This is a genomic window from Petrimonas sulfuriphila, assembly GCA_038561985.1.
Taxonomy (GTDB): Bacteria; Bacteroidota; Bacteroidia; order Bacteroidales; family Dysgonomonadaceae; genus Petrimonas; species Petrimonas sulfuriphila.
The window spans coordinates 2,393,922-2,416,943 of sequence record CP073276.1; the positions used below are offsets into that span (position 1 = coordinate 2,393,922).

General features: G+C 40.8%; 14 protein-coding genes and 2 pseudogenes. All 16 read left to right on the plus strand.

From position 1 onward, the window contains the following. The first annotated feature begins 12 nt into the window (after window positions 1-12). The 16 genes and pseudogenes from nagA to KCV26_10105 all read left to right on the plus strand — a co-directional run bounded on the left by nagA (window position 13) and on the right by KCV26_10105 (window position 23,014). Window positions 13-1,203 carry an N-acetylglucosamine-6-phosphate deacetylase gene (gene nagA, locus KCV26_10030; GenBank protein ID WZX35661.1) on the plus strand — a complete coding sequence of 397 codons (1,191 nt, stop codon included), beginning with the start codon at window positions 13-15 and terminating at the stop codon, window positions 1,201-1,203. Beyond that, window positions 1,184-1,981, plus strand: a complete 798-nt coding sequence (locus KCV26_10035) for a glucosamine-6-phosphate deaminase (protein ID WZX35662.1) — start codon at window positions 1,184-1,186, stop codon at window positions 1,979-1,981. Before nagA ends, KCV26_10035 begins: the two co-directional genes overlap by 20 nt. Before the next feature lie 12 nt (window positions 1,982-1,993). Next, window positions 1,994-3,001 carry a Gfo/Idh/MocA family oxidoreductase gene (locus tag KCV26_10040; GenBank protein ID WZX35663.1) on the plus strand — a complete coding sequence of 336 codons (1,008 nt, stop codon included), beginning with the start codon at window positions 1,994-1,996 and terminating at the stop codon, window positions 2,999-3,001. Further along, window positions 2,998-4,407 (plus strand): oxidoreductase, encoded by a 1,410-nt coding sequence (locus KCV26_10045; GenBank protein ID WZX35664.1) that lies wholly within the window; start codon window positions 2,998-3,000, stop codon window positions 4,405-4,407. Before KCV26_10040 ends, KCV26_10045 begins: the two co-directional genes overlap by 4 nt. Before the next feature lie 31 nt (window positions 4,408-4,438). After that, window positions 4,439-5,209, plus strand: a complete 771-nt coding sequence (locus tag KCV26_10050) for an FAD:protein FMN transferase (protein ID WZX38371.1) — start codon at window positions 4,439-4,441, stop codon at window positions 5,207-5,209. Between the two features lie 23 nt (window positions 5,210-5,232). Beyond that, on the plus strand, window positions 5,233-6,567 hold the full coding sequence (locus KCV26_10055) for a Gfo/Idh/MocA family oxidoreductase (protein WZX35665.1): 1,335 nt from the start codon (window positions 5,233-5,235) through the stop codon (window positions 6,565-6,567). A gap of 32 nt (window positions 6,568-6,599) precedes the next feature. Next, on the plus strand, window positions 6,600-6,848 hold the full coding sequence (locus KCV26_10060) for a hypothetical protein (GenBank protein ID WZX35666.1): 249 nt from the start codon (window positions 6,600-6,602) through the stop codon (window positions 6,846-6,848). Beyond that, a pseudogene (locus tag KCV26_10065) lies at window positions 6,838-7,717 on the plus strand (DUF4886 domain-containing protein). The gene KCV26_10060 and the pseudogene KCV26_10065 overlap by 11 nt, the downstream one beginning before the upstream one ends. A 487-nt stretch (window positions 7,718-8,204) precedes the next feature. Beyond that, a pseudogene (locus tag KCV26_10070) lies at window positions 8,205-11,325 on the plus strand (TonB-dependent receptor). Between the two features lie 11 nt (window positions 11,326-11,336). Then, a complete protein-coding gene (locus KCV26_10075) occupies window positions 11,337-13,244 on the plus strand; it encodes a RagB/SusD family nutrient uptake outer membrane protein (protein WZX35667.1) in 1,908 nt (635 codons plus the stop codon). Window positions 13,245-13,269: 25 nt separating this feature from the next. Next, entirely contained in the window at window positions 13,270-14,511 is a 1,242-nt protein-coding gene (locus KCV26_10080) for a DUF4959 domain-containing protein (protein ID WZX35668.1), read from the plus strand. An 11-nt stretch (window positions 14,512-14,522) separates the two neighbouring features. Next, complete coding sequence (locus KCV26_10085; GenBank protein WZX35669.1) at window positions 14,523-15,713, plus strand: discoidin domain-containing protein; 1,191 nt, start codon at window positions 14,523-14,525, stop codon at window positions 15,711-15,713. Window positions 15,714-15,851: 138 nt separating this feature from the next. Next, complete coding sequence (locus KCV26_10090; protein WZX35670.1) at window positions 15,852-17,903, plus strand: alpha-galactosidase; 2,052 nt, start codon at window positions 15,852-15,854, stop codon at window positions 17,901-17,903. Window positions 17,904-17,922: 19 nt separating this feature from the next. Beyond that, window positions 17,923-20,130, plus strand: a complete 2,208-nt coding sequence (locus tag KCV26_10095; GenBank protein WZX35671.1) for an alpha-galactosidase — start codon at window positions 17,923-17,925, stop codon at window positions 20,128-20,130. 14 nt (window positions 20,131-20,144) lie between these two features. Further along, complete coding sequence (locus KCV26_10100; protein ID WZX35672.1) at window positions 20,145-21,536, plus strand: Gfo/Idh/MocA family oxidoreductase; 1,392 nt, start codon at window positions 20,145-20,147, stop codon at window positions 21,534-21,536. Between the two features lie 50 nt (window positions 21,537-21,586). Further along, window positions 21,587-23,014, plus strand: coding sequence for a Gfo/Idh/MocA family oxidoreductase (locus tag KCV26_10105; protein ID WZX35673.1), 1,428 nt, complete (start codon window positions 21,587-21,589; stop codon window positions 23,012-23,014). Window positions 23,015-23,022 lie beyond the last annotated feature (8 nt).

Consider the following 23,022-nt stretch of genomic DNA (forward strand, 5'->3'; position numbering starts at 1 on the left):
TTGATTGATATTATGGATAATAGAATCATCATAAAAAACGGCAAGGTCATTTTTCCCGATACGATAGAGGAGAACCTGACCGTTGTATGTGGAAATGGGAAAATAACCGATATTCTTCATAATGAAGAATTCACTCCCGGCAATAGCGATATTGTGATAGACGCGACAAACAAGTATGTTGCTCCCGGCTTTATTGATATCCACACACACGGCGGTGGCGGGCATGACTTTATGGACGGGACCGTTGAGGCATATCTCGGAGCGGCGGAAACTCATGCCCGGTATGGAACCACGGCGTTGTTGCCTACAACGTTGACAAGCACGTTCGACGAGCTGATTAACACGTTTGACGTATATAAAGAAGCCGTAAAACAGAACACAAAAGGAGCTAAATTTCTCGGGCTACATCTGGAAGGACCCTATTTTGCCTATAATCAGCGGGGCGCTCAGGATCCCCAATATCTTAAAAACCCCGAACCGGAAGAATACAATAAGATCTTAGCGGCGTCGGACGATATTGTACGCTGGAGCCTGGCGCCGGAGCTGCCCGGTGCGCTCGACTTCGGAAAGGTGCTGACTTCAAAAAGCATCCTCACCTCCGTAGCACATAGCGATGCCATTTATGAGGAGGTACTGAAAGCCTTCAACGCAGGGTTTACACACGTAACCCACCTTTATTCGGCTATGTCCACCGTTACCCGCAGGAATGCATTCCGCTACGCGGGCGTTTTGGAAGCTGCATACCTGATCGATGACATGACAGTGGAGATCATTGCCGATGGAGTGCATTTACCTAAATCCCTTCTCCGGTTCGTATATAAATTCAAAGGGCCTGACAAAACTGCGCTTTGTACCGATTCAATGCGGGGGGCAGGTATGCCCGACGGGGAATCTATTTTAGGCAGCCTGGAAAAAGGACAAAGGGTAATCATCGAAGATGGCGTGGCAAAACTACCGGATCGGACAGCTTTTGCCGGAAGCGTTGCCACCACCGACCGTTTGGTCAGGACCATGGTAAACATTGCTGATGTGCCTTTGGTGGAGGCGGTAAGAATGATGACCTTAACTCCGGCCCGCATCATGCGGATAGATCAGCAGAAAGGATCTGTCCAAAAAGGTAAAGATGCTGATCTGGTTATTTTTGATAATAATATTAATGTTTCATACACAATCTTGGAAGGAAATGTCATATACGGAAACTAACACGAATGTAATCACATTCACCAAAGGAATGTTGGAAGTGAAAATCTTTCATACCCGGGAGGAGATGGGTATGGAAGCGGCAGCTAATGTATCGGATACTATACGGCAACTGTTCAATGAAAAAGAGGAAATCAATATGATCTTTGCCGCCGCACCCTCACAAAGCGATTTTATGAAGGAGCTGATTGCCGATAAACGAATCCGGTGGGAGAAGATCAATGCCTTTCACATGGATGAGTACATTGGGTTGGAAGAGAATGCCCCTCAGGGATTCGGTAATTTCCTGAGAGAACGCATTTTTGATAAAGTTCCCTTTAAAAGTGTCCATTATATAAACGGGATAAACGGTGGAGCGGAAGATCCTTCTGCCGAGTGCGAAAGGTATGCCGGCTTATTGGATCAATACCCTGTTGATATTGTTTGTCTTGGGATCGGAGAGAACGGCCATATCGCATTCAATGACCCGCCAGTAGCCGATTTCAAAGATCCTGAATTAGTGAAAGTGGTAAAACTGGATATGGCTTGCAGGCAACAACAAGTCAATGAAAACCTTTTCACCGGAATAGACTTGGTACCTACCCATGCGATCACCGTGACTATTCCGGCACTGTTAAGGGCAAAATATATGTTCTGCATGGTACCGGCCAAAAATAAAGCTGAAGCCGTGTATCACGCTCTGAATAACGATATCAGCGAGGAATGCCCGGCTACGATCTTACGAACGAAAAAAGGCGCTGTATTGTATCTGGACAAAGAAAGTGCGTCATTACTGAATTAAAACAAAATCATTATGAGACTAAAAGTTATTTTGTCAGCTATTTTGTCCGGACTTTTATGGATAGCCCAGGCACAACAAATAAAAATTGGCATCATCGGCCTCGATACCTCTCACTCTATTGCCTTTACCAAATTTTTGAATGGAGAAGATAAAAAAGAAGAATTCAAAGATTTTAAAATTGTCGCAGCCTATCCCTACGGATCGAAAACCATTAAATCGAGTTACGACCGCATACCTGATTATATAAAACAGGTTAAAGGATTGGGAGTGGAGATTGTTCCCTCCATAGCAGAATTGCTCAAAAAAGTAGATTGTGTAATGTTGGAAACAAACGATGGGAACCTGCATCTGGAACAGGCGTACGAAGTGTTCAAGGCAGGTAAGATCATGTTTATAGATAAACCGCTTGGCGCCACTTTGGCACAATCCATAGCGATCTGTCAATTAGCCAGGGAATATAATATTCCCATTTTCTCTTCATCCGCGCTACGGTTTGTTCCGCAAAATCAAAAATTACGCAACGGAGAGTATGGTAAAGTTTTAGGAGCGGATTGTTACTCTCCGGCAACACGTGAAATATCGCATCCCGATTTTGGGTGGTATGGCATCCATGGCGTGGAAACCCTGTTCACTATTATGGGAACGGGGTGTGTATCCGTGAATCGAATGTCGGCTGAAGGAACTGACGTAGTCGCCGGCTTATGGAGCGATGGCAGGATAGGCACGTTCAGAGGCCTTCGTGCGGGAAAGGGTATCTACGGAGGAACAGCCTTTACGGATAAAGGCGCGGAACCTGTCGGTCCCTATGAGGGATATGAAGTACTACTGACGGAGATATTGAAATTTTTCAGAACTCGCGTTGCTCCGATTTCAGCAGAAGAAACGCTCGAAATATTCACCTTTATGGAGGCTTCGAACGAAAGCAAGCGTAATGATGGAAAAATCATCCTGATGGAGGATGTCTATCGTAAAGGCTTAAAAGAAGCTAAAGAATTACTGCTGGAATTAAAAATAAAATGAAAAAGGGTTGGTCTATAATTGCAGTCGGACTGATATTACTTTCTTGTATGCAAAAGAACAATAGCCCCCGGGGCAACCAAACGATATTTATCGGCAAAGAGGGTGAAATAAAACTGATCGTCCTTGCCCCGGGGCATTTTCATGCCAACCTGCTTCAAAAAAGCGCCATGCCACAGGTAAACGATTCGGTATTTATATATGCACCCGCCGAAGATACCGGATTAAAACAGTATCTTTCGGCCATTGAGTCGTTCAACCAAAGAGATAAAGATCCTACAAGTTGGCAAACAATTGTCTATACCGGCGACGATTTTCTAAATAAGATGGTAACCGACAAAAAAGGGAATGTAGTCGTACTTGCCGGTAACAATAAAGAGAAAACCGAATATATTCTCAGTGCGGTAGATGCCGGATTAAACGTTTTGTCGGATAAGCCGATGGCGATTAACCGGGAAGATTTTCTTTTGTTGGAAGAAGCGTATGCCAATGCTGAGGCACAAAACGTGTTGTTATATGATATGATGACCGAACGTTACGATATGCTAAATATCATCGAGAAAGAGTTGATAAACGATCCCGATTTTTTCGGTGAGCTGAAAACGGGAACACCGGAAGATCCCGCCGTGTATATGGAGAGCGTGCATCACTTCTATAAAGAAGTGTCCGGCACCCCGTTGATCCGTCCGGCATGGTATTACGACGTGGAGCAACAGGGCGAAGGGATTGCCGATGTAACCACGCACCTGATCGATTTGTTGTTCTGGAAATGTTTTCCCGGACAGTCTATCAATTACACCCGGGATATCGGGAATATCTCTTCCTCTCATTGGGCAACAGAGATCACATTACCGCAGTTTACAAAATCGACCGGTGAAACCGCCTTCCCCGATTACCTGCAAAAATACCTCAACAATTCCATACTGAAGGTGTATGCCAACGGCACTCTCCACTTCGATGTAAAACACCGGAATGTGGGCTTAAAAGTTATTTGGAATTACCAGGCGCCTGAAGGTAGCGGAGATACCTTCATGTCGGTTGTAAAAGGAACAAAAACTACGCTGAAAACAATACAGAACAAAGAGCAGAATTTTGTGAAACAACTGTATGTGCAAAAAACCGACGGGATGGATGAAAATGAATTTTCCGATAACCTCCAAAAGGCGATCGAGAAAATCCGGACAACCTATCCTTTCGTATCTGCTTCTCCTACAACCGTAAAAGGGGAGTATATCATCAATATTCCTTCCGAAAACAGGGAGGGACACGAATCACATTTCAAATATGTTGCCGAAAGTTTTTTCAGCTTCTTAGTAAATCGCGATATGCCTGACTGGGAAAAAATCAATACCTTAGCAAAATATTACATCACAACAAAAGCTGTAGAAATTGCAAAAGATAGGGATTGACATCGGCGGGACTTATTACGAATCATCAAAGATGTTCCATGGTTCATTGCAGAACATCATGGGAACACGGTTCGATATACTTATCATCGGCCAAAACAAATTGAAATCGCAGGAAGTTTGGAAAGATGTCGTTTTCGAACTTCGGCGGCTCGACCGGATCTTTAATCGCTTTAGCAGTACAAGCGAAACTTCAAAAATCAATCGCGAAGCTATTCTTGAACCTGTGCATGTAAGCCAGGAGATGTGGACGATCCTGAAAAGTTGCCGGCAATACAATATCCGCACATTGGGATTGTTTGATATCACATTGGATGATTTTTCAAAAGTGTTGCTGGATGAAAGAGAGCACACTGTCATTTTTTTGAAAAAAGATATATCATTAGATTTTGGAGGCTATGCCAAAGGATATGCACTGGTGAAAATTAAGGATTTAATTCATCAAGCCGGAGTAAAACACTGTTTTGTAGATTTCGGGAACAGTTCTATTCTGGGAATGGGGCACCATCCTTACGGAGATGCATGGAAGGTGAGCATTGAAAACCCATATAACCATGATGAAGTTTTAGGTGAGATTTCTTTAAAGGACGAGGCATTGTCGGTATCGGGAAATACACCGACCTACACAGGCCATATAGTACGGCCTATGTCGCGAGAAGCAATAAAAGGAAATAAGGTCGTCTCGATCACCTCAAAAGATCCATTGGATGCTGAAGTGCTAAGCACAGTTTTCATGATCGCCGATGATACGGAAAAGAAACGAATTACAGAAGGTTTTAAAGTACAAAATACAGTAGAATATTAGTCTAACTTTAGTGAAGTAACATTATGTCAAACAAAAAGCCTAAACAAGTGGATACGAGCCTGCGACAATTTATCAAAGACTTAGGTTACGTTTCGGGAGGAGCCGCGCTTTTAGCTACGACCCCCTGGTTGCAGTCGTTTACCCCGGATAAAGCCAAAGAAATAAAAAAAGAGAAAGCCAGGATAGGATTTATCGGAACGGGTTCCAGAGGAACGTATAATATACACGCAGTATTGTCTCTGCAACATGCCGAAATTGTGGCTCTGTGTGATATATATCCCCCGAACCTGAAAGAGGCTTCCGGTCTTTGTCCCAACGCGAAGACATATACCGACTATCGAAAGATGCTGGAATCTGCTGACATCGACGGAGTTATTATATCTACCCCGCTTTATCTGCATGCTCCTATGACATTGGATGCCCTGGATGCGGGAAAGCACGTGTATTGCGAAAAGGCAATGGCTTTAACCATGGAGGAATGCAAAGCAATTTACGATACATATCGGAAAACGGATAAAGTTCTCTATTTCTGCATGCAGCGTATGTACGACAAGAAGTATATAAAGGGGATACAAATGATCCATTCCGGCTTAATCGGAGAAATTGTGGGAGAACGCTGTCATTGGTTCAGGAACCATGACTGGAGGCGCCCCGTACCTTCTCCGGAACTGGAGCGTCAGATCAACTGGCGTTTGTATCGGGATTATTCAGCCGGGTTAATGACTGAATTGGCATCCCATCAATTGGAAGTCTGCTGCTGGGCTATGCAGATGGTGCCTGAATCAGTGATAGGAACAGGAGACATCGTATATTGGAAAGACGGAAGAGAGGTATATGATAGTGTAAATCTGGTGTATCACTACTCCAATGGGGTCAAAATCAATTATGAATCGCTTATTTCCAATAAATTCAACGGGATGGAAGATCAAATACTGGGCAATAAAGGAACCATGAACCTGGCCACCGGTATTTATTATCTGGAAGATGAAGCCGGCGGGAAAAAATCCGGGATTGAACAATTGATTGGGCAGATAGGAAATAAATTATATGCCTCCGTACCTGCTGCCGGCCCGAGCTGGCGCCCGGAAACGAAAGAGAAATATATCCCTCACAACATTCTTGAAGGTGAATTTCATGTGAATGATGGTCTATCCATGATTGGCGCATTAAAAGATGGTTCCGATGAAATTTTGTCCGCATTTTGTCAGGCTTGCATTACCGGTGAAAAAGGGAAAAATATAGTGGAAGAGGCCTATCTTGCCACCATGCTTTGTCATTTGGGAAATCAGGCGATGGCGGAGCAAAAGAAAATTACTTTTCCCGAAGAATACAAAATTCCTTATATGAAATTCTCTTAGAAAAGATTCATCAATAAAAAGAAAATATTCAGATGAAAGACTTAATTATAACATCCAGGCAATTAAAAAAAGAAATATATATTCTTTCCGCTTGCTTTGCCGCGGCATTTTTAACGAACATCGTTTCAATCATCCTCTTCAAAACACCCTGGTACGAAGTGTTTACCCAACTGGGATATGTCATTTTTATTGCTCTATTTTTCTATCTACTGGTTATTCTGGTTAGAGTTATTGTTTATATGATCAGAAAGTTGATAAAACAGAATACTCATGGTAACTAAAAAAACTATCCTGATCTTCCTTGTGTTTTACATCTTCGCAACTTCTATCTATGCGAAGCAAATAAAACTATTGGCGATAGGGAATAGCTTCTCGGATGATGCTATTGAGCATTACCTCCCGGGACTGGTAGAAGCAAACGGCGATACCATTATAATCGGAAACATGTATATTGCTGGATGTTCTTTAGAAAAACACTATAACAATACAGTGAATAACTCACCGGATTACTCTTATCGAAAAATTGTTGACGGGATTAAAACCATAACGCCCAATTTACAGGCTGATCGATGCCGTTAGCGACGAAAAATGGGATTACATCTCTTTTCAACAGGTGAGTTCCCTTTCCGGCCTGTACGAATCTTTTTTTCCCTACCTTGACCGCTTGATGGATTTTGCAAGGGAACATTCAACTAATCCTGTCATGAAAATCGTGTTGCACGCCACTTGGGCTTATGCACAAAACTCCACGCATGCCGGTTTTGCCAATTATGAAAATAACCAGATAACGATGTTCAATGCTATTATTGATGCATACAATCGGGCAGCGCAAAAAACAGGCATTGATATTATTATCCCGGCCGGGACAGCCATACAAAACGGAAGAACAAGCAGTTTGGGAGATACATTTTGCAGGGATGGCTATCATTTAGATCTTAATTACGGGAGATACACCGCATCTTGCGTATGGTATGAGAAGTTATTTCAAAAATCTGTGGTTGGAAATAATTATGCCCCTCATTCGATTACGCCTTTTCAGATAAAAGTAGCTCAACTTGCCGCACATCGTGCGGTCGAAGAGCCCGGTAAAGTCACTCCCATTGAGGTGAATGAAAATTCATGGCTTACGATTGCTATGGTTGAAACATAACAACAAATGTGGTACCCGACCACGATGAATGGCTGGCTCGAACAGATTGATGTTTCTATTGCATCACAAATTCTCTCATAACTACAAGGTTTACATTTAAAAGCATTTTTTGTTTATTTACGTTTTTTGAATATATTATTTCGCAATAAACTCCTTGATTCTTTTTTTCATTTATTCCTTTGTATCAAGAAATAAACACGAGTATTTCGATATTATATCATTTCATTTTGATCATTGAGTGGATTAGTATTTTGTAGTTCCCTAATCATTATATACATATGTTATGGATAATATTTTGCCATTTAGAGACAATTTTTTTCCAGTTGTTTCAACATGTATTCCAAATAATAAATGTTATTTTTAGGAATAAGTCAAAGAAGACAATTATTAAAGGATAATGTAAATTTTTAATAAAATAAATCAATATAAACAGAGCTTCTGTAAATTATAACCCGTTATTTAATTTAACAAATAAAAATGAGATGAAATGAAAAGCAGAATTAAATTTATTATTTTATGTTGCATCTTCATCATTTTTTCTTTATCCTCATTTGCGCAACAACAAATACAAGTAAAAGGAAAAGTTATTGAAGATGAGACAAATAGTCCCTTGCCTGGTGTAAGTGTAATTGTAGATAAATCTACCAGAGGTGTCACAACTGACATAGATGGGAGTTTTGAGATCAAAGTATTACCTACTGATAATTTGATTTTCTCTTTTCTTGGAATGGAATCACAAACAATTAAGGTAAACGGTAGGACATACTTAGAAATAGCCATGAAGCCGCAGCCAAGCGAATTGGATGAAGTAACTGTTGTGGCTTTTGCCAAACAGAAGAAGGAAAGCGTAATAGGCTCTATATCGACGGTTAAAACATCCGAACTTAAAGTTCCAAGCAGTAACTTAACCACGGCTTTTGCCGGAAGAGTTGCCGGCCTTATTTCTTACCAACTTAGTGGAGAGCCTGGCAAGGACAATGCAAGTTTTTTTGTCCGCGGTGTCACTACATTTGGGGCGGAAGCAAAGAAAGACCCGTTAATTTTAATTGATGGGGTAGAACTTACTACTGACGATCTAGCTCGCCTAAATACCGATGATATCGCCACATTCTCAATAATGAAAGATGCGACAGCCACTGCACTCTACGGTGCGAGGGGAGCAAACGGAGTAATTCTAGTTACAACGAAAGAGGGGCGAGAGGGGAAAGCTAAACTTAATATTCGTGTCGAAAATTCAATTTCATCACCAACGAACCGTGTGAAGCTAACCGATCCAATCACATACATGAGAATGCAAAATGAAGCGATAAAAACGCGCGATCCATCTGCAGTATCTTTATATAGTGAAGAAAAAATACGTATGACTGAACGGGGATTATATCCTGATCTTTATCCATCTACCGACTGGTATGATATATTGTTCAATGATGTGACAATGAATCAACGTGCCAATTTAAGTATAAGTGGAGGGGGTAATATAGCTCGTTACTATGTTGCCGCAGCATTAACAAAAGATAATGGCAATTTAAAACCGGACTCAAAGAATCAGTTTAATTCGAATATTGACTTATTAAAGTATAATATTCGTGCGAATGTAAATATCAATGTAACGAAAACTACGGAGATGATCATAAAAATGAATTCTTCTTTTGATGAATATACTGGACCTCTGGACGGAGGTGCAGATCTATACCGCAAAATAATGAGATCAAATCCGGTATTGTTTAAACCATATTATGAGCCTGACGAGGCGAATATCTTTACGAAGCACATTCTATTTGGAAATTATGGAAACGGAGGATACCTAAATCCTTATGCAGAAGCGATGAAAGGGTATAAAGATTATAGTAAAAACACGTTAATCACGCAATTTGAAATTAAACAAGACCTCTCCATGATTACTAAAGGGCTCACTGCAAGAGCAATGGTAAACATGAATAGAAATTCAGATTACACCGTAACTCGTCAGTATTCTCCATTTTTTTACAAAATCAAGGATGGGAGTTATGACAAATGGACTCAAAAATATGAATTGGACGTCCTGAACCAAGCCTCTGGAACTGAATGGTTGGACTTTAAGGAAGGCGACCGTTATATAAAATCCACTTTTTATTTGGAAGCTATGACTGAATATAATCGGAAGTTTCAAGAAAAGCACGATGTCAACGCTTTATTGGTATATCAAATGCGGGAAGAAAAAGAAGGAACTGCACCAGATCTACAATCATCACTTCCCTATAGGAATTTAGGGTTATCAGGACGTTTGGCCTATAATTATGATACGCGATATTTCGGCGAATTTAATTTTGGATACAATGGGTCGGAACGCTTTTCTACCGAACATCGTTTTGGCTTCTTTCCGTCTATTGGCACAGCATGGATGGTATCAAACGAAGATTTTTTTGCATCATTGAAGGAATATGTTCCTGTATTTAAATTAAAAGCGACCTACGGATTAGTAGGAAATGATGCAATAGGAAGTGCCAGCGACCGTTTCTACTATTTATCTAAAGTGAATATAGGTGGTAGCAGCTTCGTTAATTGGGGAACCAACCTAGACTATAATCCCGGTATAGTTACTATTTCAAGATATGCGAATGATGATATCGGTTGGGAAAAATCTTATAAAACTAATTTAGGATTTGAAATTCTCCTGAAGAATGGTTTTTCGGCAAACGCTGATTTTTTTAATGAAAAACGGGAAGGTATCTTATTATCCCGGACTATTCCTAAGACAACAGGTATAGGTGTGCCTGTAAAAGCGAATCTTGGAAAAGCAAAAGGAAGTGGGATCGATGTTGAATTTAATTATGAAAAGAATTTTAACAAATATTTTTGGTTGATCGGGCGCGGAACTTTTACATACGCCACCAGTAAAGTATTAGAGTGGGAAGAACCGGAATATTCAGATGCTCCATGGCGTTCCAGAGTAGGATATTCCATCAATCAAACTTGGGGATACATCGCTGAGCGTTTATTCTTAGACGAAGAAGAAGTTAAAAATTCCCCGACGCAATTTGGAGACTATAAGGCGGGTGATATTAAGTATAGGGATATTTAACGGCGATGGAAGAATCTCAGAATTAGATATGGTACCAATTGGGTATCCTACAGTACCAGAAATCAATTATGGTTTTGGTCTTTCAATGGGATATAAAGGCTTGGATTTTTCATTCTTTTTCCAAGGCTCTGGCAGACAATCTTTTTGGATGAATACAAATAAAGATAATTCGAATAACATTATCCCATTTTTAAATGGGAATAATGTATTAAGAGCATTTTCAGATAGTTATTGGTCTGAATCTAACCCGGATATTTATGCTGTATGGCCGCGATTAGCTAATCAAGCAATCGACAACAATAACAAACCAAGTACTTGGTTTATGCAAGATGCATCGTTCTTGCGTTTAAAGAGTGCCGAGTTGGGTTATACCTTTCCTAAAAGAGTAATGGACACACTGCATGTAGGAAATCTTCGTCTCTATTTAAGTGGTACAAACTTATTATGTTTCAGTAATTTCAAATTTTGGGATCCTGAAATGGGTGGAAACGGATTGGGATATCCGCTCCAAAGGGTAATAAATATTGGTCTAAATGTTGGATTTTAAATCTTATGAATATGAAGTACATTTATAATTACATAATAATATTAGTTCTTGCACTTACAGTAAGTGCATGCAATTATCTAGATGTTGTTCCTGACGATATAGCGACAATAGATCACGCTTTCTCAAATCGTTATAATGCAGAAAAGTATTTATCAACAATCTATCAGCAAGGGCCAAGATATGGCGATGCCACGTCCAATCCGGCTTTCATGGGTACTGGCGAATTTATTGTTAACGACCAAATTCGGCCCGATTGGATGGGGATGCAAGTGGCTTTAGGCTACTCTACCCCTACCGATCCGTATGCAAATTATTGGTCGGGAGGTGCAGCCTATACCCCTAGCTTATATAAAAATATAAACGATTGCAACACTTTCTTGAAAAATATTGAAAGCGTACCGGATTTAGATTCTCAGGAAAAAGCACGTTGGAGCGCTGAAGTAAAACTACATAAAGCGATGGATATATTCTTCCTGATGGAGATGTATGGTCCGGTTGTGTTATTAAAAGAAAATCCACCAGTTGGAGCATCTGGAGAAACAATTCGCGCGTATCGGGAAAAAATTGATGATTGCTTTGAATACATTCTTCAACTCACTGAAGAAGCATTGGGCGATTCGGAAGATAACAAACCCCTCCCCGATGTCATAACAACAACATCGACAGAATTGGGGAGATACACGCATCCCATCGCATCGATGTTTAAGGCGAGGGTATTAACAGCCTGGGCCAGTCCCCTCTATAATGGGAATACAGACTTCAATAATTTTTTAAACCATGAGGGTAAACCGTTCTTTAATCAGACACCTGATCCTTCTCGATGGGAAAAAGCAGCGGCAGCCTGTAAAAAAGCAATAGAGGCATGTGAAACGGCCGGAATTCGTTTATATCAACAATCCGATTACAAAACGCCTGTAGGACTTCCAGAACAGGTTAATCTGCTAAATACGTTACGATCGGTTTATACTGAACGCTGGAATGTGGAATTAATATGGGGATGTAGTTCAACGACAATATATCAGGGTTGCGCAATGCCTCGATATGCTGCCTCTTCCAGCCAGGCAACCAGAGGAATCTATTGCGTCCCCTTGGATATAGTAGATGAGTTTTATTCCAAAAACGGAGTGCCAATTAATGAAGATAAAATATATGATTATCAGGGACGTTTTAGCATTCGTAAAGGGGATAGTCAACATAAATATTATATTGATCAAACCGAACAAACCGTTTCGATGAATTTCGACAGAGAACCCCGGTTTTATTCTTGGCTGACTTTTGACAGGGCGGTTTGGTACGGGAATACACCGCAAACAAATTTTACTGTAAAGATGCGCTGGGGCGAACCTGCATCAAGTTCTCTTCAACCTAGGGATCTTCATGTAACAGGGTACTGGCCAAAGAAGTATGTCAATTTTGAATCCCAATTTAGAAATGCAGATACTTGGTATGAATATAAATACCCGGTTCCAATGATGCGTCTGGCTGATCTTTATCTCTTGTATGCAGAAACATTGAATGAAGTGAAATCTTCCCCCGATCAAGAAATTTATCAATACGTGGATATGGTTCGTAGGCGTGCCGGATTGGAGGGTGTCTTGGATAGCTGGAGGAAGTACTCTAATGAGCCTGACAAACCACTGACCAAAGCAGGTATGAGAGAAATTATACACCGCGAACGTAAAATTGAGTTATTTGCCGAAAGTTCATATTTTTGGGATTGTCGTCGTTGGAAAACAGCCGTGAAAAATTTAAATAATCGTAAGATAGAAGGGTTTAATACCAGTGCTACTGATATCAGGGAATATTATACAGTAGTTCCTTATTACACGCAATCTTTCACAGTAAATAATTATCTTCTGCCCATACCTGATTCTGATATTATCAATAATCCGAATTTGATACAAAATCCAGGTTGGTAATAAACAATTAATGGAAATGATAAATATGAAAAAAGTTTTTTATATCACTATCTTGTTATCGGTTGTCTTCTCCTGCAGTGAGAAAAATTTGGAACCGATAAATGAAAAAACCGGTAAGCCGGACAAGGTGACTGTCATGGAAACGACACCCATAGCAGGGGGGGTACGAATTACCTATGAAATTCCTAATTCAAATGATATATTAGGGGTTAAAGCAATTTACACTTTACAGAGTGGAAAACAAAGAGAAGTAGTTTCTTCTTATTATAAAACATCCTTGGAAATAAAAGGATATACCGATGAAAAGGTACATTCGGCAACATTGTATACGTTCAATCGCGCCCTTGAATTTTCAGATCCAGTTGAAGTAAGTTTCACTCCCCTAAAATCAGCCATCCAAAAAGTTGTAGAATCATTCGAATTCTTAAGCGATTTTGGAGGAGTAGGGTTTAGGTGGAAAAATGAAGACAAAGAGATCTTGAATTTCGAGTTTCTAGGAGAAAACGACAAAGGCGAGTTACAGACAGTAGAGATAATTTCGTCTCAATTAGCCGACGGGAGTGGCGCTCTTCGCGGATACGATACAAATCCATATCGTTTTGGGGCCATTGTCAGCGACAGATACGAGAATTACTCTGATACGCTATACCCAAAAGAAGGTGTAATTACTCCACTTTTTGAAGAACAGTTAGATCGTTCTAAAATTGAAATACTAAATAACAACACCTTACCGCAAGGCGCTGCTCTTATTTACCCTTATGAAAATGACGTAAGATGGGATTACCCGGGGTGGGCGTCAGGTAATAGCGCTTACAGCATGTTTGACGGGAGCCGAGACACCTGGAGCCATACATACATAGCAACGGTTCCCGGAGCAGCGTTTACAATTGACTTGCATTGTCTGATGAAGTTAAGTCGCATTCATACGTTCCAACGAGATTATAATTACGCTCCACGTGTTTATAATCAGGGAAATATTGAATTATTTGAAGTATGGGGTGCGCAAGATCAACCGATTATGAATGGAAAATGGGAAGAGGCCGGATGGATAAAAATTGGAGATTTTAAAACCATAAAGCCTTCCGGTTCACCATTAGGCACTGTAACAGATGAAGACTTTACGGTAGCCGCTAAAGGACATGATTTTACAATTGACATAACTTCACCCGCAGTGCGTTATATACGGGTAAAAGTTAACAGGACATTTGGAAATGTTTCGAACTGCTATTTTGCAGAAGTAAGTTTTTTCGGTGAAATTATAGATTAACAATACAAAAGATGAAAAAGATAAACAGCAATCTATACATTATTATATTGTCTTTTTTTGCATTTTTCTCATGTGAAGATATGATGGATTATCATAAAGACTATACAAAAGGAGGAGAAATTGTATATGCACCGAAAGTAGATTCGGTTATTTTCTCATCTGGAAAACGTAGAATTCAATTTCAATATTGGTTGTACGATTCGCCTAGTGTACGATCAATTAATGTATATTGGAATAATGGAAAAGATTCATTGGAAATTCCAATTGAAAGAGCAACAATAAAAGAGAGTCACATTTTATGTGATTCGGGAAAAGTAATGATTGATAATTTACAGGAAGGGTCTTATTCTTTCCACGTGAAGACAATAGATTCATCCGATAATTATTCTCTGAAAGTCGAAGGTTTTGCAAATTCATATGGCGCTAATTTTGAAAATGGGCTCTCAAATCGCAGGGTAAAATCAGTTTCACAATACGCCATAAACGAGAACGCAACCATCGATTGGTATGCAGCATCAGAAGAGATGATCGGGGTAGAAGTTAAATACACGAAGAAGGATAATCAAGAAGCAATTGTATCGCTATCGGCATCTTCCACGTCCATGGCTTGTCCAGATGCAAAAACAGATTCACCTTTCGAATACCGTACATTTTTCTTACCTGAACCAACCGCGATAGATACTTTCGCTACAGATTGGTCGTTCAATAAAACAAAATTTCCTTTCGACAGAAGTAACTGGGAAGTCATAGGGGTTTCCGATGAACAAGTTTCGGATGGAGGCGGTGTTAAAACAATTATTGATGGGATCATTCATGCACAAGGAATACCATCTAATTTTTGGCATTCTCGATGGTCTCCAGTCGCACCTCTTCCTCACTGGGCAGTAATAGACATGAAGTCACCGAAAAAAATTGCGATGATTGAAACCTTTCGCCGTTGGAGTAACAACTCGACACGTTCAGTGGAATATTACGTTGGAAATGAATATATCCCCGGAGACATGAATGTTGATTTTAATAAATGGACAAAAATAACCGAAGGAATTTTTGACTCGAATGCATCAAACAATAGATTGGTCTTGGAGGTTTCTGATGGATTGAATGTTGCCGGACGCTATCTGCTTATCTATTTAAGAGATTCGAATAATGCGCAGAACACACAAATTTCAGAGATATTTGTGTGCGGGCGAAGTAATGAATGATTTGATATTCATTGGTGGTGACACAATTGATCTATCAATAAATCCCTATAGAAATCAAGTGAACATGTTATCCAAATCTATATTTTAGATTCGGATAACATGTTACCAAAATTATCCGCGAAATTAAATATAGACAAGATGACTCTAAAAAAATTTATCTTCCTTTCAATCTTTATTATTAATATTCAACTTATATTTTGTATTGATAAAAATACCTATTACGCGAGATTCGATGATGATACTTTATTTATTGGAAATAATTTGATCGAGCGAAAATTCCTCTGGAATAATGGGAATCTTAAAACTATCTCTATCAAAGATAAAAAAAATTGCCATAGCTGGATCAATCAAAAACTATCTCCCGACTTTTTTATTCCCCAGCAAAATCAAGACGCAAAAAATGACAAATGGTTTGCTGAAGAGATAGAAACCGCTATTTTGCCCAGACATTTGGCTATAACTGTTGAATATACGCTTGATCACTTGCAGATTCGAAAGGTATACCGAATTTATTCTGATTGTCCCGTCATCGCTTGTGATATTTATTTAAGGGGAGAGGCAAAAGGAAAATGGGTCATTAAACAGAAAGATCCGGCGGAGTTGGATTATGTCGAATCCAGAAATATTCTCTCTCAATACAACGAAATTCCGATAATAGATCAAATTTCGTTAGAAGGAAAACATTGGTCTTTGAACACTGTTGAATTTCTGGACAGGTCTGATTTCAATAACACAATGGTTAAACCCTATTCGGGTACATCCTATACCGAAAATACTTACCGGGGAAATCTACTTTTTTGTGAAAATATGGAATCTGACGATGGTCTCTTCTTCTTGAAAGAGGCTCCGTGTTCTGGTGTACAACTGGCCTATCCGGGAGCTGATTTTGTTACCAACTTCGGACATGTAAGGATGATTGGACTCGGCGTTACGCCTGAAGATTTGAATGTGGATGAATGGACAAAGGCCTACAGTGCTGTTGTCGGGGTTTATTCCGGCGGAGAAATCCAACGTTTGACTGCATTGCAAAAGTATCAGAAAAATTTTCGCAAGCTCCTTCCTGAAAGGGATGAAATGATAGTGATGAATACTTGGGGGGACAGAGGAAGCATCAGCAGATTGACAGAAAATTTTTGCAAAAAGCAAATTGAAGCGTGTGCCCGGCTGGGTATAACCCATTTTCAATTGGATTATGGCTGGCAGGAAGGGAGCGATGAAGGGACCTATCAGCACGTTTATAAAAAGAATCCTGATTTCTGGACTCCCAACAAGCAGTTGTTTCCTAACGGACTATCCCCCGTCATTGAGAAAGGGAAAGAACTTGGCGTGGATGTCTGCCTCTATTTAAACCCGTCGCTTTCCAATGATAATGAAGATTGGGAAAAAGACGCCGATGCCATTATCAAAATGTATCGGGATTACGGGGTAAGAATGTTTAAAATTGATGGTCAGAAGATGCCCAACAAGTTGGCAGAAAGAAGAACCCGCATGATGTACGATAAAGTGATGCGTGAAACTGACGAAAATGTCTTCTTTAACATAGATATTACAGCCGGAGTCAGGGGCGGTTATTTTATGTTTACGGAATATGGAAACTTGTTCTTAGAAAACAGATACACTGAGTGGGGTAATTACTATCCATATAAAACCCTTAGAAATCTCTGGATGTTGTCAAGGTACATACCTGCAGAAAAATTACTTATTGAGTTTCCCAACAAGTGGAAAAATAAAGACAAATACCCTGAAAACGATCCGTTTGCCCCGATAAATTATTCATTCGAATACCTGTTTGCCACAACCATGGCCGCACAACCTCTCGTCTGGATGGATGTGGCGGATCTTCCTGCAGGAGCATTTACAAATCAACAGCTGATAAAAAAATACCGGACCATTCAACACGATTTTCACCAAGGTGTGATTTTACCGATCGGGGATGAACCTTCCGGAAAATCTTGGACAGGTTTTCAATCTATACGGGACGATCAGGGATATTTGCTGATTTTCAGGGAAATGTCACCGAACGCTAGTGCGAAGATTAAGACATGGCTTCCTGCAGGCCGGGTCGTTAATTTGACGCCTATAGCCGGAGATGGAGACCGAATAAAACAGCAGGTATCCGATACGGGATCCGTTACACTACATCTTCCTAAAATGAACAGTTTTGCATTGTATAAATACTCCACTTATTAATTTAGAAGGCTTGTTATTAATGAAATATATTGTTTTTATCAGTTTTTTCCTCAGTTCTTTTATAATGGTATCTGTTGGACAGAACAGCGAGCTTATCCATATAGAAACGGAACGCCTCAGTCTGATATTTACGTCTCAGCTGGGTGAAAAAGCTATTTTCCAGTATTTTGGAGATAAGCTGTCGACAACTCCCTTGCAGATCTCCAAAGAGAGATTTAAAATGAACCAGGATATAAAGGAGAGTACAGCTCCGGAGATCTTTCCGGCGTACGGGAGGAGATTATATATGGAGCCTGCGATCCGTCTGGTTCATCAGGATGGGGTATTGACCACGGATCTCGTCTATGATTCTCACCATACAAAAGATATCGATGATAATGTGACTGAAACCGTTATTCGGCTAAAGGACAAAATCTATCCTGTCTGGGTTGATCTTCAGTTTAAGGCATACCGGAAGGAGAATGTGATTAGTCAGAGCGTTTGTGTAAGTCATAATGAGAGTAAGCCGGTAATGATAGAGGAATTGGCTTCTTCATATTTACCGCTGACAGCGCAGTCCTATTACTTAACTCATTTTTCCGGTACTTGGGCAAACGAGATGCAACTGATTGAAGAAAAGCTGACGCCCGGAATAAAAAAAGTTGAGTCGAAGAAAGGTGTCCGTACCACTCAGTCGGAAAGCCCATCCTTTTTGTTATCATTAAATAATCCTGTGCAAGAAAACAGTGGCGAAATATACGCCGGATCGCTGGCATGGTCGGGCAATTACAAACTTTCGTTTGAATTTGATGAATTCGGCAGGCTCCATGTCCTATCAGGTATGAATCCTTTTGCGTCATCCTATAAACTCAAAGCCGGGGAATCTTTTCAAACTCCGGAGAATATAATGACTTACAGTTCATCCGGAATGGGAGAGATATCCCGCAATTATCACAACTGGAGTCGTAAATATGCGCTGGCTCACGGTGGTCAGTTACGTCCAGTGGTTCTTAACAGCTGGGAAGGCGCCTATTTTTCGTTCAACGAGCAGACCATTATGGAAATGATTGATCATGCGGCAGAATTTGGCGTGGAAATGTTTGTAATGGATGATGGTTGGTTTGGCAATAAATATCCCCGTAACAATGATCGTGAGGGATTGGGAGATTGGCAGGTCAACAGAAAAAAAATACCGGGAGGAATTGATTTTCTTGCCCGATATGCTGTAAACAAAGGCCTCCGATTTGGAATATGGATAGAACCTGAGATGGTCAATCCTAAAAGCGAACTGGCCGAAAAGCATCCTGAATGGATCGTGAAAAGCGGGGACAGGGAAATGCTGACTATTCGTAATCAATGGTTATTGGATCTCAGTAACCCGAAAGTGCAGGATTTTGTAGTGAAAACATTCAATGATGTTTTATCGTTGTCGGAACATATCAGTTATATTAAATGGGATGCCAACAGACATGTCGACAATGTCGGTTCCGATTACCTGGGAGCTGAAGAGCAAACCCATTTCTGGATAGAATATACGAGAGGGTTGTATAAAGTCTATGAACGGATTAGGGAATCACACCCGGATGTGATGATTCAACTTTGCTCATCTGGAGGAGGACGTTTGGATTTCGGCGCGTTGCGGTTTCATGATGAATTTTGGGCAAGTGATAATACCAATCCGTTGAATCGCCTTTTTATTCAGTACAGTACTAGTCTCTTCTTTCCTGCAATGGCAACGGCGTCGCATGTTTCAACGAGCCCTAATCATCAAACGGGGATGGTAACACCTTTGAAATTCAGATTCGATGTCGCGATGTCACAACGCTTGGGACTAGAATTACAGTTGAAGGATATAGCCGGTGACGATAAAGTTTTTGTAACGGAAGCTATCCGTACATACAAGAAAATTAGACCGATCGTTCAGTTTGGAGATTTGTATCGGTTACTTTCCCCCAATAATGAAGGCGGATGGTCGGCATCGCTCTACGTTGACAGGAAACAGTCCCACGCCGTTTTATTCGCGTACAGCCTGGAGTTCCACAGTAGGACAGAATACTTTGAATGTAAATTAAAGGGGTTAGATCCGAATAAAAGGTACAGACTGGAAGAATTGAATACTAGAAACAATCGTAAGAGTTTCTGGGCGGATGGAAAAACATTTACCGGAGAAGAGTTGATGAAAATTGGGATAAATCTTCAAATTGAAGCCATATTTGATAGTTCAGTCATATTGCTTAGTGAAATATAAATAATACAAGATTTATGAGTACTCGTCGTGATTTTATTAAAAAGACCGTGTTGAGCGGGGTTGCGCTAGGAGCTTTGGGATTACCCGGTTATGCAGGGAATTCATCAGAAACAGCGAAGAAAGGATTGAAAATACCCAGACGAAAAGGTAAATCGGTGATGGGCTTGCGTTGTGAACCTCTCCCTGTGGTGAGAATTGCCGTGATTGGCTTAGGAAGGGGTAATAGTGCGGTTTACCGTCTGGCCAGAATTAAGGGCACACAGATTGTCGCTATCGATGATTTAGTACCTGAAAGAATTGCATCGGCGCAAGAAAATCTTAGGGATGCCGGACGTCCGGAGGCAATTGTCTATTCCAAAGAGGAAGACTGGAAGAAAATATGTGAGCGTGATGATATTGATTTAATTTACAATGCAACGCCTTGGAATCTGCATGTTCCAATCGCCTTGTACGCGATGAAACATGGGAAACATGTTACCATCGAAGTTCCCGCGGCAATGACGATAGACGACTGTTGGGCACTGGTAGATATGGCTGAACAGGCGCAACGCCATTGCATGATGCTGGAAAATTGTTGTTACGACTTTTTTGAATTGACTACGTTGAACATGGCCCGTAAAGGTCTATTCGGAGAAGTATTTCACGGTGAATGCGCTTATATCCATGATTTGAGATGCCAGTTGGACAGAAGCGACAGCTACCATAATACCTGGAGAGTGGATCATTACACCAGGCATACGGGGAATCCCTATCCCACTCATGGACTGGGACCGATTGCACAAATGATGGGTATTAACAGAGGCGATCGCTTTGATTATCTTACGTCAATGTCTTCAAATCATCACGGATTGACGCTCTATGCGGAAAACAAATACGGTAAAGATTCTTCGGAAGCGAAAACTGTCTATAAGTTGGGCGACATGAACTGTACAACTGTCAAAACAGTCAATGGAAATACAATCCTAATCGAACATAACGTGACGAGTCCGGCTCCGTATGACCGTCTTCATAAACTTTATGGGACAAAAGGATATGCGGTAAAATATCCGGAACAAAAGATAGCCCTGGAGCCCGACCCGCATGAATTTTTAAGTGATGAGGATTTTAATGCTATCATGAAAAAGTATGAACATCCATTATCGAGGTATATAGGTGAACAGGCCAAAAAGGTCGGAGGGCACGGAGGAATGGATTATATTATGGATTGGAGACTGATTTATTGTTTGAGAAATGGCTTACCCTTGGATCAGGATGTCTATGATGCGGCAGCATGGTCCTCCATTGTGGAGTTAAGTGAAAGATCGGTTCTAGACAGAAGTAATTCGGTAGAAGTTCCGGATTTTACGAGAGGAGAATGGAAGGATGCAAAGCCATGGCCTATTATAGATATGGATAGGGTTTTATAGGTGACTGATGGTTTCGGATAATAGAAAAGAGAAAAAATAAATATTGTCGTATGAAAGAGAACAGGAGAGACTTTTTAAAGCAAATTGCAATCGGAGGCATCGGTTTGACGGTCGCCCCCGGCCTTAAGGCCAACGAAATGGTTTCGAACGAAATTAAAACTATTTCCGGTTACAAGACAAAAAGCAATCAATATAATAATATGTGCGGCTACCGGGCTCCAATACTTAAAACTGTTCGCACCGGCTTTGTAGGAGTCGGTAACAGAGGATATTCCAATCTTAATCAGATGACGTTTTTGGACGGGGTGGAGATAAAAGCTATTTGTGATATTGCTCAGTTTCGTATTGATGAGGCACAGCAGTTATTGCAAAAGAGAGGATTACCTACAGCCGGGGTTTATACCGGAAGCAATGATGCCTGGCGGGGTTTATGTGAGAATCCCGATATAGATCTGATCAGTATTGCGGTGCCGAGAGGTCCGCTTCACGCCAGAATATCCGTTTATGCGATGGAATGCGGAAAGCATGTGGCTGTTGAGGTACCGGCCGTCGCAACGGTGGATGAAGCGTGGAATATCGTGGAAACATCAGAAAACACGATGAAACATTGTTATATGATGGAGAATTGCTGTTACGATTTCTTCGAATTATTGACATTGAATATGGCACGTCAGGGCTTTTTCGGCGATATCATACACGGCGATGCTGCTTATCTGCACTTTCAAAAGATCTATGAAAAGACGAGGGATAATGATATGTGGAGACTCGAAGAGAGTCAGTATCATAACGGGAATATCTACCCTACCCATGGATTAGGCCCGGTTTGTCAGATCATGAATATAAATCGTGGGGATAAATTGAGCCATATGGTTTCTATGTCGTCAGATGATTTTATGTTGGGCAAAAATGTAGCAGAGTTGGCTTCATCCGACCCGTTCTATCAAAAATTCAATACCGATTCCTACAGGGGTAATATAAATACTTCGATCATTCGTACTGAAAAGGGTCGTACTATCATGCTGCAGCATGACACTACAAGCCCCAGAGTTTATTCGCGGATACATGCCATCAGCGGAACCCGCGCTGCCGCCCAGAAATATCCGCTCCCGGCCAGAATCTCCGTCGGGGACGAGTGGTTGAACGAAGAAGAAATGAAAAAGGTAAATGAGCAATATATGCCGAAGATTGTGAAAAGGATCGGAGATATGGCGCAGGAGGTCGGAGGGCATGGAGGAATGGATTTTCTGATGACATGGAGGCTTATCGACTGTTTAAGAAACGGATTACCGATGGATATTGATGTGTACGACGCTGCTGCATGGAGTGTGATAACTTCGTTGAGTCAGTGGTCTTTATCTAATAATTCCAGGCCTATAGAAGTACCTGATTTTACAAGAGGGGCATGGCAGGGCAATCAACCGGTTGATATATCCTTATCGGAAGGTGGCAACACATCCGTAAAGAAAAGCATTAATTGAATTTTCCG

Coding starts and splice junctions, on each gene's coding strand:
- KCV26_10045 (WZX35664.1), top strand. CDS start 2,998: ATGAAAAAGGGTTGGTCTATAATTGCAGTCGGACTGATATTACTTTCT.
- KCV26_10050 (WZX38371.1), top strand. CDS start 4,439: ATGTTCCATGGTTCATTGCAGAACATCATGGGAACACGGTTCGATATA.
- KCV26_10055 (WZX35665.1), top strand. CDS start 5,233: ATGTCAAACAAAAAGCCTAAACAAGTGGATACGAGCCTGCGACAATTT.
- KCV26_10095 (WZX35671.1), top strand. CDS start 17,923: ATGAAATATATTGTTTTTATCAGTTTTTTCCTCAGTTCTTTTATAATG.
- nagA (WZX35661.1), top strand. CDS start 13: ATGGATAATAGAATCATCATAAAAAACGGCAAGGTCATTTTTCCCGAT.
- KCV26_10080 (WZX35668.1), top strand. CDS start 13,270: ATGAAAAAAGTTTTTTATATCACTATCTTGTTATCGGTTGTCTTCTCC.
- KCV26_10100 (WZX35672.1), top strand. CDS start 20,145: ATGAGTACTCGTCGTGATTTTATTAAAAAGACCGTGTTGAGCGGGGTT.
- KCV26_10075 (WZX35667.1), top strand. CDS start 11,337: ATGAAGTACATTTATAATTACATAATAATATTAGTTCTTGCACTTACA.
- KCV26_10035 (WZX35662.1), top strand. CDS start 1,184: ATGTCATATACGGAAACTAACACGAATGTAATCACATTCACCAAAGGA.
- KCV26_10085 (WZX35669.1), top strand. CDS start 14,523: ATGAAAAAGATAAACAGCAATCTATACATTATTATATTGTCTTTTTTT.
- KCV26_10105 (WZX35673.1), top strand. CDS start 21,587: ATGAAAGAGAACAGGAGAGACTTTTTAAAGCAAATTGCAATCGGAGGC.
- KCV26_10040 (WZX35663.1), top strand. CDS start 1,994: ATGAGACTAAAAGTTATTTTGTCAGCTATTTTGTCCGGACTTTTATGG.
- KCV26_10060 (WZX35666.1), top strand. CDS start 6,600: ATGAAAGACTTAATTATAACATCCAGGCAATTAAAAAAAGAAATATAT.
- KCV26_10090 (WZX35670.1), top strand. CDS start 15,852: ATGACTCTAAAAAAATTTATCTTCCTTTCAATCTTTATTATTAATATT.